The following is a 13,755-nucleotide window of genomic DNA, read 5'->3' on the forward strand; positions in this document are numbered from 1 at the left end:
ATACTTCCTTAGTACAGCAATTCGTTAAACGGGATAAAACGCAGCATGTCGCCGCGCGCAATCGACAGCCCCGGCGGGCAATCGATCAAGCCGTCGCCCCACACGGTGGAGGTCAGCACGCCCGAACTCTGGTTGGCGAACAATTCCAGCTCGCCCTCATCATTCACTTTGGCGCGCAGGAACTCGTTGCGCTTGTCCGCCTTCAGGCGCTCGAACGCGGCCGGCAGCTTGTAGCTGCGCGGCGCCAGGCTGCCCGCCACGCCCTGCAGGCGCAGGATGAACGGGCGCACGAACAGCAAAAACGTGACGAAACTGGAGACGGGATTGCCGGGCAAGCCGATAAAGAACGCCTCCCGCACTTCGCCAAACGCCAGCGGCTTGCCCGGCTTGACGGCGATCTGCCACATGTTCAGCCGCCCTTCCGCTTCCACGGCCGGCTTGATATGGTCTTCCTCGCCCACGGACACGCCGCCCGAGGTGATGATCAAATCATTGCCCTGCGCCGCCTGGCGCAGCACGGCGCGCGTCGCTTCCAGGCTGTCGGGCACGATGCCCAGGTCCGTGATCTCGCAGCCGAGGTTTTCCAGCAGGCCGCGCAAGGTAAAACGGTTCGAGTTGTAGACGGCGCCCGGCGCCAAAGGTTCGCCCGGCATGGCCAGCTCGTCGCCCGTGAAGAACACGGCCACGCGCAGCTTGCGCAGCACCGGCAACTGCGCCAGGCCCACGGAAGCGGCCAGGCCCATTTCCTGGCTGCGCAGGCGCCGGCCCGCGCCAAGGATGATGCCGCCGGCGCGGATATCCTCGCCCTGACGGCGCACCCATTCCCCGGCTTTCGGCACGTGGTTGACCGTCACCATGCCGTCCGCCGCCGTGCACTGCTCCTGCATCACGACGCAGTCGGCGCCTTCGGGGATCAGCGCGCCCGTGAAGATGCGCGCCGCCGTCCCCGGCTGCAGGGGCTGGCCCACGTGGCCGGCCGCGATGCGCTGCGACACGGGCAGGCTGGCCGCGCCGCTGGCGCAATCCTGCGCGCGCACGCAATAGCCATCCATCTGCGTGTTGTCGCGCTCGGGCACGTTCAGGGTCGACGTCTGCGCCGTGGCCAGCACGCGGCCGTTGGCGCGCATGGTGTCGACCAGCTCCACCTCGGTCACCGGGCGCGCCGCGCCCAGCATGAAGGCTTGCGCTTCGGCCACCGACAGCATCGGTTTGCGTTCTGCGGTAGGCGCACCCATCACAGACCCGTATTGGCGGCGATGTACGCCTTCATCTTTTCCACGTCCGTGCCCATCACAACGAACTTTTGCGGCAAGTCCTCGATGTTTTCGAAGCCGGCCGGGCGTTCCGCGTCCACGCCCAGCGCTTCGAGGATGGTTTCGTTGAATTTGGCCGCCAGCGCCGTTTCCAGCACGATCATCGGCACGTTCGGCTCCAAGTGCTCGCGCGCCACCTTGATGCCGTCGGCCGTGTGCGTGTCGATGGTGATACCGTAGTCGTCGGCGACGTCGCGGATGGTATCGAGGCGGTCCTGGTGCGTGGACTTGCCCGACTTGAAGCCGTATTTGGCCACCAGCTTGAACTCGTCGCCATCGCTGCCAGGTTTGCCGGAGAGGTCAAAGCCGCCGTGCGTTTCCACTTTCGTGAACAGGGCGCGCACGCGCTCGCTGTCGCGGCCCACGAGGTCGTAGACGAAGCGCTCGAAGTTCGACGCTTTCGAGATATCCATCGACGGGCTGCTCGTGTGGTACGTCTCGGCCGACTTGCGCACGCGGTAGACGCCCGTGCGGAAGAATTCGTCGAGCACGTCGTTTTCATTCGTCGCGGCCACCAGTTTCGAGATCGGCAGCCCCATCATGCGGGCGATATGGCCGGCGCAGATATTGCCGAAGTTGCCAGACGGCACCGTAAACGACACTTTTTGCTCGTTGCTGGTGGTGGCCGCCAGATAGCCGCGGAAGTAATACACGACCTGCGCCACGACACGCGCCCAGTTGATGGAATTGACGGTGCCGATCTTCTGTTTCGCCTTGAACGGCAGGTCGTTCGACACGGCTTTCACCATATCCTGGCAGTCGTCGAACACGCCTTCGACGGCGATATTGTAGATGTTCGGGTCTTGCAGGCTGAACATCTGCGCCGTCTGGAAGGCGCTCATTTTCTTGTGCGGCGACAGCATGAAGACGCGGATGCCCTTCTTGCCGCGCATCGCGTATTCGGCCGCGCTGCCCGTGTCGCCGGACGTGGCGCCGAAGATATTGAGTTCGGCGTCGTGCTTGGCCAAGGTGTATTCGAACAGGTTGCCCAGCAGCTGCATGGCCATGTCCTTGAAGGCCAGGGTCGGGCCGTTCGACAGCGCCTGCAGCATCAGCGTGGTCGATCCGCCCTTGACGACGTTTTCTTCGAGCACGCGCAGCGGCGTGATGTCGGCCGCGTTTTCGCCGGCGCGGGCGTTCTTGTAGACTGCCTTGGTATAGGTTTTCGCCGTCAGTGCCTTCAGGTCCGCGGCCGGGATATCGGTGGCGAACTTCTTCAGGATTTCGCAGGCCAGGTCGGCATACGACAATGTGCGCCAGGCATTGAGCTCGGCACCAGTGACTTGCGGGTAGTGTTCAGGGAGATACAGTCCGCCATCGGGGGCCAGGCCGCCCAGAAGGATGTCGGAGAATTGCTGCGGATTCGATGGCGCTTTGTCAGCGCGGGTAGACACGTAATGCATAGATTTGAAGAGTCCAGTTGAGCTGAGTGCGGTTGATCATGAATGGCAGCGGATATTATAGTGCCAGCGGCCGTCCAAGGCGAATCGCGTGGCGCCAGCCTGATCAAGATGTGACAATTGGAGAGCCTGCTTATTATCAAACAAGCCATAATTGTATGAGATCAAGCCAGGCGAACATGACCCGCGTATGCACTGGCGCGCGCCGACGATTTAGGCCACACTGAGCTTTCTGCCCTGCAAAGTGCCAATAATGGAGTCGAAAACCGGCCATGTCGCTGAGTAAAAAACCATATCTGCAAAGCGCCGCGCTGCGCTCCGACGCTGTCGTCGACCTCGATCACTATCCGTTCACCATCCCCGCCATCCGCGACTTCGTGCACATGGATTTCCACCCCGACGTGACGTTTTTCGTGGGCGAGAACGGCAGCGGCAAGTCGACCATGCTCGAGGCGCTGGCCGTGGGGCTGGGCTTCGGCAAGGATGGCGGCACGCGCAACGTGCGCATCGCCCTGCCGTCGGACGAGGAATCGGGCTTGCATGCACACTTGCGCCTGAGCAAGAGCTATAAAAAACCCGAGGACAGCTATTTCCTGCGCGCCGAAAGCTTTTTCAACGTCGCCACCTACATGGACGCCATGCCGGAATACCTGGGCAGCTACGGCGGCAAGTCGCTGCACGCGCAGTCTCACGGTGAAGCGTTCATGGCGACCCTGATCAACAAGCTGCGCGGCAAAGGCTTGTATTTGCTGGACGAACCGGAGGCGGCCCTGTCGCCCAGCCGCCAGATGGCGGCTTTATCGGTGATCCATCAGCTGGTGCAGGACGACTCGCAGCTGATCATCGCCACCCACTCGCCGATACTGCTCGCCTACCCGAACGCGAAAATCCTGATGTTTACAGGCGGCGGCATCCATGAGGTGGCGTATGAAGACACGGAACACTATGCCGTGACGCGTGATTTTTTAAATAACTACCCGCGGAGGCTGGAGCAGTTGTTTGAGGAGGAGTGAGGTGGTGGCTTGCTGCTTTGGTGATGTCGGCTTACTTATTTGGTGATGTCGGCTTACTTACTTATTTGGTGATGTCGGCTTACTTATTTGGTGATGTCGGCTTACGCCCTGCGGGCTAAGCCGACCTACGCCGACCTGCGCCGACCTGCGCCAACATGCGTCAACCTGCGTTGCTTGCGTCATGGCGTAGGTCGGATTAGCGCTGCGCGCGTAATCCGACGCCACCACCAGCGCATCAGCAAGCGGCGTGGTTGACTGTAATCACGTGGATGGCTAGACCGCCCAAGGACGTTTCCTTGTACTTGTCCTGCATGTCCGCGCCCGTCTGGCGCATGGTTTCGATGACTTCGTCGAGGCTGACAAAGTGCGTGCCGTCGCCCTTCAGCGCCAGCGAGGCGGCCGTGATCGCTTTCACGGCGCCCATGCCGTTGCGTTCGATGCACGGGATCTGCACCAGGCCGCCGATGGGGTCGCACGTCATGCCCAGGTGGTGTTCGATGCCGATTTCGGCCGCGTTTTCGATCTGCTCGTTCGTGCCGCCCAAGGCCGCCACCAGGCCGGCCGCCGCCATGGCGCAGGCCACGCCCACTTCGCCCTGGCAACCCACTTCGGCGCCCGAGATCGAGGCATTGCGTTTGCACAGCATGCCGATGGCCGCTGCCGTCAGCATGAAGCGGCGCACGCCGCCGACGGGATCGCTGGGCCGGCAATCCTGGGCATAGTAGCGCAGCACGGCCGGGATGATGCCGGCGGCGCCATTGGTCGGCGCCGTCACCACACGGCCGCCGGCCGCGTTTTCCTCGTTGACGGCCATCGCATACAGGCTGACCAGGTGCACGGCGTCGTGCGGCAAGTCGTTGGCGCGGTTGTCCGACGCCTTCGCTTCCTGCGCCAATCGCCACAATTTGGCGGCGCGGCGCTTGACGTTCAAGCCGCCCGGCAGGTTGCCCGTCGTTTCCAGGCCGTGCGCGATGCAGTCGCGCATGACGTGCCAGATGCGGTCCAGTCCCGCGTTCAATTCCTCGTCGCTACGCTTGACGCACTCGTTCGCGCGCAGCATTTCAGGGATCGACAGGCCGCTTTCCACGCCATGCGCCAGCAACTGTTCCATGGTATCGAAGGGGAAGACGACGCGGGCGGAAGCGGCCGATTCCACGGCCGCTTCCGCCTGGGCTTCGCCTGCCTCGCGTATAAAGCCGCCGCCGATCGAGTAATACACCTTGTCGACCCGGCTGCCATCAAGCAGTTTCAGCGTAAAACGCATGCCGTTCGGGTGCTCGGGCAGGGATTCGCTCTTGTGCCAGATCAATCCCGTGGCGGCCATGAACGGCACCACGTGCGTGCCCAGCAGCGCGATTTCTCCGGCCGCCTCGATGGCGGCCAGCTTGCTGTCGACTTCGTCGGGCGCCACGTCCTGCGGCGTTTCGCCCATCAAGCCAAGAATGACGGCCTTGTCGGTGGCATGGCCCACGCCAGTCAGCGCCAGCGAGCCATACAGGGCCGCCTCGACACCCACTACCTGGTCCAGCGGACCGTATTCGACCAGAAAACGCCGCGCCGCCACCATCGGTCCCACGGTGTGGGAACTCGACGGCCCGATGCCGATCTTGAACAGGTCAAATACGCTCATATCCATGTAGTGTCTCTTTATATTAGTATGTTTTTATAAATGCCGGTGCTGAATTCAGGCCGCCTTGGCCGCCTGCCCCGCATCGACATTGGCCAGCATGTCGGTCACCATCTGCTCAACGCCGATCTGCGCCTTCCAGCCCCAGTCCGCGCTGGCCTTGCTGTCGTCCAGGCTTTGCGGCCAGCTGTCGGCGATGGCCTGGCGGCTGTCCGGTTTGTAGCTGATCTTGAAGTCCGGCACCATGCGCACGATGGCTTTCGCCAGCTGCTCGGGGTTGAACGACACGCCCGCCACATTGTAGGACGAACGGATCTTGATCGATGCCGCCGGCGCGTCCATCAGTTCGATGGTGGCGCGGATCGCGTCGGGCATGTAGATCATCGGCAAGGTGGTGTTCGCATCGAGGAAGCAGTCATAGCGCTCGCCGCGCAAGGCCGCATGGAAGATGGCGATGGCGTAATCGGTGGTGCCGCCGCCCGGAGGCGATTTGTAGCTGATGATGCCAGGGTAGCGGATACTGCGCACGTCCACGCCATACTTGTTGAAGTAGTATTCGCACAGGCGCTCGCCGGCCAGCTTGCTGATGCCGTACATCGAGGTCGGGTCCATCACCGTCATTTGCGGCGTGTTCACTTGCGGCGTGTTCGGGCCGAAGGCGGCGATCGACGATGGCCAGAAGATGCGCAGCGGCTTGCCCGCCTCGCCCCGCTCGCGCGCCAGTTCCAGGATATTGAGCAAGCCATCCATGTTCAGGCTCCACGCCTTCAACGGGGCCGCTTCGCCCGTGGCCGACAGCATGGCCGCCAGCTGGTACACCTGGGTGATGTTCTCGTCGCCGATGAGCTTCGCCAGGCCGTCCTTGTCCAGCACATTCAGCTGCGCGTAGCGCTTGGCCTGGTACAGATTGTTCGTGCCGATGTCGCTGGCGATGACGTTGTCCGCGCCGTGCTGCTGCGCCAGCGCGCCCACCAGCTCACTACCGATTTGGCCGTTTGCGCCAATGACTAAGATGCGTTCCATGCTATTTTCCTGAATTCTTGTTAATTGGTCGTGGTAGTGGTGGTCAGCAGACCGAGTTCCTTGCCGGCCTGCTCGAAGGCGGCCAGCACCTGCACCAGCTGCTCGCGGGTATGCGCGGCGGACAGCTGCACGCGCACCCTGGCCTGGCCCATCGGCACGACCGGGTAGAAGAAGCCCGTCACCAGCACGCCCAGTTCATACAGGCGGGCGGCGAATTTCTGTGCCACGGGCGCGTCGAACAGCATCACGGGAACCACCGGATGGGTGCCCGGCTTGATGGTAAAGCCGATGCGTTCGATCTCGCTGCGGAAGAACGCCGTGTTGTCATGCAGGCGGTCGCGCAGTTCCGTCGACTTGGCCAGGCGCTCCAGCACCGACAGCGAAGCGCCGGCGATGGATGGCGCCAGGGTGTTCGAGAACAGATAAGGACGCGATTTCTGGCGCAGGGTGTCGATGACTTCCTTGCGCGCCGAGGTAAAGCCGCCCATGGCGCCGCCCAGGGCCTTGCCCAGGGTGCCCGTGATGATGTCGATGCGGCCCATCACATTGTGGTGCTCGTGCGTGCCGCGGCCCGTCGCGCCCATGAAGCCGGAAGCGTGGCATTCGTCGATCATCACCAGCGCGCCATACTTGTCGGCCAGGTCGCAGATCTTGTCGAGTTGCGCAATCGTGCCATCCATCGAGAAGACGCCGTCCGTGACAATGACCTTGTGGCGCTTGCCGGCGGCAACCGCCGCTTGCAGCTGCACTTCCAGGTCGGCCATGTCGTTGTGCGCATAGCGGTAGCGGCCGGCCTTGCACAGGCGGATGCCGTCGATGATGGAAGCGTGGTTCAGCGCGTCCGAGATGATGGCGTCGTTTTCATCGAACAGCGGTTCGAATACGCCGCCGTTGGCGTCGAAGGCGGCCGCGTATAAGATCGTGTCTTCGGTGCCCAGGAAGGCGGAAATCGCCTGTTCCAGCTCTTTATGCACGGTTTGCGTGCCGCAGATAAAACGCACGGATGACAGGCCGTAGCCGTATTTTTGCGTGGCGGCAATAGATGCTTCCTGCGTCTGCAGGTCGCCGGACAGGCCCAGGTAGTTGTTCGCACACATATTGATCAGAGTACGGCCATCGTCGCACACCACTTCAGCGCCCTGGCGCGAGGCGATCACGCGCTCGGGCTTGTACAAGCCCTGCTGGCGCAGTTGATCGAGATTCTGTTGCAGACCGCTGAAAAAGGTGTTCTTCGCTTGCTCGCTCATGATGATCCTTGTGTGTCTCTGTTGTATGCGTGTTGTATTGGCCGCCATAGGGGAAAAGCCGTCGCTTGACCGGTGCGCGCGGTATGCTGTACCGTGAAGCGCTGTTTGAAGTCTACACGTTTCCGTGATTTCCTTCAAAATCCACTATTTCGAACTGAAATTCAATATAGTGGATATTACCCAAGCCTTTTGAACTTTGCAAGCCACCTGCCGATGAAAACCAGCGTTTCGACCAATTCTCCCCCTGAAGTGGGTGCCACCCTGCAACGGCTGCGCCTGGCGCGCGGCCTGACACTCGAGGATTTGTCGCGCATCGCGGGCGTCTCGAAGTCCATGCTGTCGCAGATCGAGCGCGAAAAAGCCAATCCCACCATCGCCATCACGTGGCGCCTGGCCAATGCCCTGGGCGTGCAGATCGGCGAATTGCTGTCGAGCGCGGAAAAAGCCGTGGAAACCATCCGCATCACGGATGCCCATGAAACCCCCACCCTGCCCGGCGACCACGCAGGCTACGTGCTGCGCATCCTGGGGCCGATGGAGCTGGCCGGCAAATACGAATGGTATGAAGTGACCCTGGCGCCCGGTGGCGAACTGGCCTCGCAGCCGCACGACCCGGGCACCACCGAGCATTTGACGGTGATCCACGGCAACCTGGAACTGGAAGTGGGAACGGCGAAGAAAAAGGTCAAGAATGGCGGCACGGCGCGCTATCCGGCGGACCAGCCGCATACGATACGCAACCTGGGCAAGACCGAGGGCAAGGCTTTGCTCGTAGTCATCCACAGGTAGGCGCCGCCAGCAGTGCGCAATATGTCCATATGGCTATGCTAAGATTTTAGTATAGACAAGATTTCCAGGCCTGGATGTCTTCGCAGAGCGTCGCGGCACATCCCGGCTCGTCCCTCCGCCACACTGCGCGCGGCATCCAGGCCTCCACCGCCTACACGGAGCCACAGCGATGACCATTTCCGACAGCACCACCACCTTCCACAACAAGACAGTCGTCCAGTACGACCCCGACCTGCCGTTCGACGCCTCGCCCGGCATCGTCTACCGCCTGTCGCTCGAGTACGACGACGAGCGCAAGATGGATGAGCTGATCGCGGGCTTCCTCGACAAGGCCGACAAAGGCGCGCTCGAAGCGCTGATCATCGGCATGTGGGGCGACCCGTACGAATCGGGCGCCGACGAAGTGATGGCCGCGCTGATCGCCCACGCGCCGCAGCTGCCGAAGCTGCGCGCCCTGTTCATCGGCGACATGACGTACGAGGAATGCGAAATCTCGTGGATCGTGCAAGGCAGCTACAAGCCCCTGCTCGACGCCTTCCCGCTGCTGGAAGAGCTGCGCATCCGCGGCGGCAATGAACTCGTCATCGAGCCGTTCGCGCACCAGCACCTGCGCCGCTTCACCATCGAAGCGGGCGGCCTCGATCAAAAGATCGCCGAAGCGCTGGCGCAATCGAGCATGCCGCAGCTGGAACACCTGGAGCTGTGGCTGGGCACGGACGACTATGGCTTTTCCGGCGACGTGGACCTGTACCGCAAGGTGCTGGCGCAGCTGACCGTGCCGACCCTGCGCTACCTGGGCTTGCGCGACGCGGAAATCGCCGACGACCTGGCCGTCTGGCTGGCCGAGGAACCGCTGGTGGTGCAGCTCGACACGCTGGACCTGTCGCTGGGCACCATCGGCGACCTGGGCGCCGTGGCCGTGCTCAATCACACGCAGCTGGGCAACCTGAAGCGCCTGGACCTGTCGCACCATTACATCTCCGAGGAAAACCAGGCCAAGCTGAAGGCGCTGCCTTTCGAGGTGGTGCTGTACCACCCGCAGGAAGCGGACGAGGACGACGGCGAAAGCTACCGCTACGTGGCTGTCGGCGAATAAGCGGAGTTTTATCCTTTGCTGATGCCTCTCACCCTGCTGGCGACACAGGGCAGCAAGCGCGTGCGCCTGATGCAGGCGGCGCGCGCGCAACTGCGCCTGCCGCCCGCGCAAGTGCTGGAATGGCGCGACTGGCTGGCGCAGCCCGCGCTGCTGGAAGCCGCCCTGCGTCAGCCCGGCCTGTTGAAGATCGAACCGCCCGGCGACGATCCTGCCGCCCACCGGCTCTTGCTGCAGGCGGGCTGCAGGCTGCTGGGGCGTCCGCCGGTCGCCGCGCCCGAACACGGCGAGCTGCTGGCCATGGATGCCTGGTTTGCCGGCTTTACGGCGGCCATGGCGGCCCTGGCGGCGCAATTGCTTGAGCTGCCGCACACGCGCGTCTTCAATGCGCCGTCCGACATCAGCCGCATGACGGACAAGCTGGCATGCCAGCGCCACCTGGCCGCGCACGGCGTGCCGATACCTGACTTGCTGGGACCCGTGCACGGCTACGAGCATCTGCAGGCACTGCTGCAGCAGCATGACCTGGACCGCGTCTACCTGAAACCGCGCTACGGCTCGTCCGCATCGGGCGTCGTCGCCTACCGGCGCAACCGGGCCGGGCGCCAGCAAGCCACCACCTCGGCCGCCTTGCAGCATGGGGCCGGCCAGACGCGCTTGTTCAACGTCAAGCGCATGGCGCGCTACGAGACGACCGCCGACATCGCCGCCCTCGTCGACGCGCTGGCCGCGCAGGAGCTGTACGCGGAAGGGTGGCTGAACAAGCCCCGCTGCGGCGACAGCCATTACGACCTGCGCGTCGTGACCGTGGCGGGCCAGCCAGCGCACCGCGTGGCGCGCATCGGACAGCAGATGATGACGAATCTGCACCTCGACAACCGGCGCGGCGACGCGTCCGGCCTCTTGAACGCAGCCGATCTGGCCGCGCTGGAAGACACCGCAGCCCTGGCCGCGCGCGCCTTCCCGGCCAGCCACGTGACGGGCTACGACCTCGTGGTGCGCCACGGCCAGGCCCACGTGCTGGAAGCGAACGCCTTCGGCGACCTGCTGCCCGGCCTTCTGTGGCAAGGCATCGATACTTACACGGCGCAACTGGCCCATGCTTAAAGAAACACCGACCATCCCCGACATGCACGCCGTCGTCGGCAGCCACGACATCGTCTTCATCACGCTCGACACCCTGCGCTTTGACGTCGCGCAAGCGCTGTACGAGGCGGGCGAACTGCCCGTGCTGGGGCGTTTTTTACCACCCGGCGGATGGGAGCGGCGCCACTCGCCCGCCACGTTCACCTATGCGGCGCACCAGGCCTTCTTCGCGGGCTTTCTGCCCACACCGGCCGCGCCGGGCCGCCATCCGCGCCTGTTCGCCAGTGCTTTTGCGGGCAGCGAAACGACGTCGCCGCACACGTTTGCGTTTGAAGAGGCCGACCTTCCCGCCGCGCTGGCCGCGCGCCGCTACCGCACCATCTGCATCGGCGGTGTGGGCTTCTTTAACAAACAGACGGCGCTGGGCTCCGTGCTGCCCTCGCTGTTCCAGGAAAGCCACTGGAGCGCGGGCATGGGCGTGGCCGGCCGCCATTCGACCGAAAAACAGGTGGCGCTGGCCACCCGCCTGCTGGCCGAAAACGCACAGCGCACCTTCCTGTTCATCAACGTGGCCGCGCTGCATACGCCGAACCGCGCCTACCTGCCAGGCTGCCGCGCCGACAACCTCGACAGCCATGCTGCCGCCCTGCGCTATGTCGATGGCGCGCTGGCGCCCCTGTTCGCCGCCTGCGCCGCGCGCGCACCCACGTTCGCCATCGTCTGCTCGGATCACGGCAGCGCGTATGGCGAAGACGGCTACCGGGGCCACAGGGTCGCCCACGACAGTGTGTGGAACGTGCCGTATGCGCACTTTTTCATCGCCCCCGATACCGATATACCTCCCAAGGAGTCCCCACCGTGAATCCATCCGAACAGCCGGGCACCCTGGCGCAGCGCATGCGCCACACGCCCTACCAGGCGTATTCCTATTCGTATCCGCACAAGGCCGCCTACCGCGCCTTGCCGCAGGCGGCGCCGCTGGCGCCACTGTGGGCGCAGCAGGACCGTTCCGCCCTCTTCGCCTACATCCACATCCCGTTCTGCGAGATGCGCTGCGGCTTTTGCAACCTGTTCGCCATGGCCCGCCCCAGCGCCGACATGGTCGAGCGCTACGTGCAGCAAGTGCTGGTGCAGATGCGCGCACTCAACGGCGCGCTGGGCGAACGGCGCTTCGCCCGCTTCGCGCTGGGCGGCGGCACGCCCACCTATCTGTCGCCCGGGCAGCTCGACACCCTGCTGTGCGGCGCGCGCGACATCCTCGGCATCGACCTGCAGCACACGCCGGCCGGCATCGAAGCGTCGCCCGAAACCATCACGGCGGAACGGCTGGCCGTGTGCCGCGCGCATGGCATCGACCGCGTCAGCCTGGGCATCCAGAGCTTTGCTGCCGGCGAAATGCGCGCACTGGCCCGCCCCCAGCAAAACGCCACCGTCCATCACGCCATCGGCCTGATACGCGCGGCCGGCTTTCCCACCCTGAACCTGGACCTGATCTACGGCATCGCGGGACAGACTGTCGCCAGCCTGCTCGCCTCCATCGACAGCGCGCTGGCCTTCCGGCCCGAGGAAATCTATCTGTACCCGCTGTACGTGCGCGAGCAGACGGGTCTTGGAAAAGTGGCGCGCCGCCAGGGCGCGGAGTCGCTCCACCCCATCATGCTGGCGCGCGATGGCGACAGCCGTCTGGCCCTGTACGCGGCCGCGCGCGACCATTTGCGCGCGCAGGGCTATGAGCAGGTCTCGATGCGCATGTTCCGCGCCCCCCATGCGCCGGAACAGAATGGCCCTTCATACTGCTGCCAGAACGACGGCATGGTGGGCCTGGGCGCGGGCGCCCGCTCCTACACGTCGCGCCTGCATTATTCGAGCGAATATGCGGTGGCGCGGCTCGATACCATCAACATCATCGACAACTACCTGGCGCTCGACGAGGCGCGCTTCGCCCAGGCCGAACATGGTTACCAGCTCGATGACGAAGAACAGCGCCGGCGCTACGTGATCCAGTCGCTGCTGACGGAACCGGGCCTGGACCGCGACGCCTACGCGGCACGCTTCGGCTCCCGCTGCGAGATTGACCTGCCGCAGCTGGCCGAGCTGCACGCGCTGGAGTTGGTGGAAGAAGACGGCCCGCTGCTGCGCCTGAATGACCGGGGCTACAGCTACGCCGACACCATCGGCCCCTGGCTGGCGTCCGAGACGGTGCGCGCGCTGATGGCCGAAGGCGGCCAGGCGTGCTGACAGCGCCGCCGGGTTTCGCGCAACCGGGCACGCTGTCCCTGCTGTACCGGGGCACGCTGGCCAGCTGCAACTACGCCTGCGGCTACTGCCCGTTCGCCAAGAAGCGTGACAGCCGCGCCGCGCTGGCCCGCGACGCGCGCGAAGTGGCGCGCTTTACCAGCTGGGTGGCGGCACAGAAGCGGGACATCAGCGTGCTGTTCACGCCCTGGGGCGAAGCGCTGGTGCGGCGCTACTACCGGAGCGCGATGCAGACACTGGCGGCACTGCCCCACGTGCGCCAGGTGGCGCTGCAAACGAATCTGTCCGGCCCCCTGGACTGGCTGGAGAACATGGACGGGCTGGAGAAAATCGGCCTGTGGTGCACCTACCACCCGGACCAGACGACCCTGGCCCGCTTTCTCGCCCGCTGCGCGCGGCTCGATGCCATGGGCGTGCGCTATTCCGTCGGCGTGGTCGCCATGACCGAGCACCTGGACGCCATCCGCGCCCTGCGCGCAACGCTGCCCGCCCACGCCTACCTGTGGCTGAACGCCTACGACCGCCGCGGCCCCGGCTATTACAGCGAACAAGACCTGACCGAACTGGACGCCATCGACCCGTGGTTCGCGCAAAACCGCCGCCCGTCACCCTCGCGCGGCAAACCGTGCCTGGCGGGCGAGGCGTCGCTATCCGTCGATGGCGACGGCGAACTGGCGCGCTGCCATTTCGTGCCCGAGCGGCTGGGGAATCTGTACGTGGATGCGCTGGAAGACATGCTGCAGGAACGTCGCTGCCCGCGCTTCAAGTGCGATTGCTACATCGGCTACGCGCAGCGCAAGGATTTGCCGTTTCAGGCAGTGTTCGGGGAAGGGGTGCTGGCGAGGATTACGGAAGCAGGCCAGCGTAGGTCGGATTAGCGGCGGCACGCCGCGTAATCCGACACTTTG

At 64.4% G+C, this 13,755-nt stretch carries 12 protein-coding genes; 7 read left to right on the forward strand and 5 right to left on the reverse strand.

The features are described 5' to 3' along the window. Positions 1-8: 8 nt before the first annotated feature. Both glp and thrC read right to left on the reverse strand, forming a co-directional pair. Entirely contained in the window at positions 9-1,235 is a 1,227-nt protein-coding gene (glp, locus tag IGS60_RS20330) for a gephyrin-like molybdotransferase Glp (RefSeq protein WP_230505982.1), read from the reverse strand. After that, positions 1,235-2,716: a threonine synthase gene (gene thrC, locus IGS60_RS20335; protein ID WP_070218659.1), complete on the reverse strand. Its 1,482-nt coding sequence runs from the start codon at positions 2,714-2,716 to the stop codon at positions 1,235-1,237. The genes glp and thrC overlap by 1 nt, the downstream gene beginning before the upstream one ends. Before the next feature lie 269 nt (positions 2,717-2,985). Here thrC and IGS60_RS20340 point away from each other — a divergent pair, with 269 nt between their 5' ends. After that, entirely contained in the window at positions 2,986-3,726 is a 741-nt protein-coding gene (locus IGS60_RS20340; RefSeq protein WP_070311981.1) for an AAA family ATPase, read from the forward strand. 235 nt (positions 3,727-3,961) lie between these two features. On the opposite strand, the gene IGS60_RS20345 is transcribed toward IGS60_RS20340, so the two are convergent. From IGS60_RS20345 to kbl, 3 genes are read right to left on the reverse strand one after another with little or no spacing between them, the layout of a single operon-like run. Beyond that, positions 3,962-5,362, reverse strand: a complete 1,401-nt coding sequence (locus IGS60_RS20345) for an L-serine ammonia-lyase (protein ID WP_230505983.1) — start codon at positions 5,360-5,362, stop codon at positions 3,962-3,964. Between the two features lie 48 nt (positions 5,363-5,410). Next, positions 5,411-6,376 (reverse strand): NAD-dependent epimerase/dehydratase family protein, encoded by a 966-nt coding sequence (locus IGS60_RS20350; protein ID WP_230505984.1) that lies wholly within the window; start codon positions 6,374-6,376, stop codon positions 5,411-5,413. Positions 6,377-6,396: 20 nt separating this feature from the next. Further along, positions 6,397-7,623 (reverse strand): glycine C-acetyltransferase, encoded by a 1,227-nt coding sequence (gene kbl, locus IGS60_RS20355; protein ID WP_230505985.1) that lies wholly within the window; start codon positions 7,621-7,623, stop codon positions 6,397-6,399. Between the two features lie 213 nt (positions 7,624-7,836). Between kbl and IGS60_RS20360 the strand changes: the two genes are divergently transcribed. From IGS60_RS20360 to IGS60_RS20385, 6 genes are all read left to right on the forward strand, one after another. Then, positions 7,837-8,412, forward strand: a complete 576-nt coding sequence (locus tag IGS60_RS20360; RefSeq protein ID WP_034751403.1) for a helix-turn-helix domain-containing protein — start codon at positions 7,837-7,839, stop codon at positions 8,410-8,412. Between the two features lie 169 nt (positions 8,413-8,581). Next, a complete protein-coding gene (locus IGS60_RS20365; protein WP_230505986.1) occupies positions 8,582-9,508 on the forward strand; it encodes an STM4015 family protein in 927 nt (308 codons plus the stop codon). 21 nt (positions 9,509-9,529) lie between these two features. After that, on the forward strand, positions 9,530-10,612 hold the full coding sequence (locus tag IGS60_RS20370) for an STM4014 family protein (RefSeq protein WP_230506140.1): 1,083 nt from the start codon (positions 9,530-9,532) through the stop codon (positions 10,610-10,612). Beyond that, positions 10,605-11,453, forward strand: a complete 849-nt coding sequence (locus IGS60_RS20375) for an STM4013/SEN3800 family hydrolase (protein WP_230505987.1) — start codon at positions 10,605-10,607, stop codon at positions 11,451-11,453. The genes IGS60_RS20370 and IGS60_RS20375 overlap by 8 nt, the downstream gene beginning before the upstream one ends. Beyond that, on the forward strand, positions 11,450-12,829 hold the full coding sequence (locus tag IGS60_RS20380; RefSeq protein WP_230505988.1) for an STM4012 family radical SAM protein: 1,380 nt from the start codon (positions 11,450-11,452) through the stop codon (positions 12,827-12,829). Before IGS60_RS20375 ends, IGS60_RS20380 begins: the two co-directional genes overlap by 4 nt. Next, a complete protein-coding gene (locus IGS60_RS20385; RefSeq protein WP_230505989.1) occupies positions 12,823-13,725 on the forward strand; it encodes an STM4011 family radical SAM protein in 903 nt (300 codons plus the stop codon). The genes IGS60_RS20380 and IGS60_RS20385 overlap by 7 nt, the downstream gene beginning before the upstream one ends. The last annotated feature ends 30 nt before the right edge of the window (positions 13,726-13,755 follow it).

Source organism: Janthinobacterium sp. FW305-128 (assembly GCF_020858135.1).
In the GTDB taxonomy this organism is placed as follows: domain Bacteria; phylum Pseudomonadota; class Gammaproteobacteria; order Burkholderiales; family Burkholderiaceae_D; genus Janthinobacterium.

Excerpts from the sequence above, each read along its gene's own strand:
- IGS60_RS20370 (WP_230506140.1), top strand. The coding sequence starts at position 9,530 with ATGCCTCTCACCCTGCTGGCGACACAGGGCAGCAAGCGCGTGCGCCTG.
- IGS60_RS20365 (WP_230505986.1), top strand. The coding sequence starts at position 8,582 with ATGACCATTTCCGACAGCACCACCACCTTCCACAACAAGACAGTCGTC.
- IGS60_RS20350 (WP_230505984.1), bottom strand. The coding sequence starts at position 6,376 with ATGGAACGCATCTTAGTCATTGGCGCAAACGGCCAAATCGGTAGTGAG.
- IGS60_RS20345 (WP_230505983.1), bottom strand. The coding sequence starts at position 5,362 with ATGGATATGAGCGTATTTGACCTGTTCAAGATCGGCATCGGGCCGTCG.
- kbl (WP_230505985.1), bottom strand. The coding sequence starts at position 7,623 with ATGAGCGAGCAAGCGAAGAACACCTTTTTCAGCGGTCTGCAACAGAAT.
- glp (WP_230505982.1), bottom strand. The coding sequence starts at position 1,235 with ATGGGTGCGCCTACCGCAGAACGCAAACCGATGCTGTCGGTGGCCGAA.
- thrC (WP_070218659.1), bottom strand. The coding sequence starts at position 2,716 with ATGCATTACGTGTCTACCCGCGCTGACAAAGCGCCATCGAATCCGCAG.
- IGS60_RS20360 (WP_034751403.1), top strand. The coding sequence starts at position 7,837 with ATGAAAACCAGCGTTTCGACCAATTCTCCCCCTGAAGTGGGTGCCACC.
- IGS60_RS20340 (WP_070311981.1), top strand. The coding sequence starts at position 2,986 with ATGTCGCTGAGTAAAAAACCATATCTGCAAAGCGCCGCGCTGCGCTCC.
- IGS60_RS20375 (WP_230505987.1), top strand. The coding sequence starts at position 10,605 with ATGCTTAAAGAAACACCGACCATCCCCGACATGCACGCCGTCGTCGGC.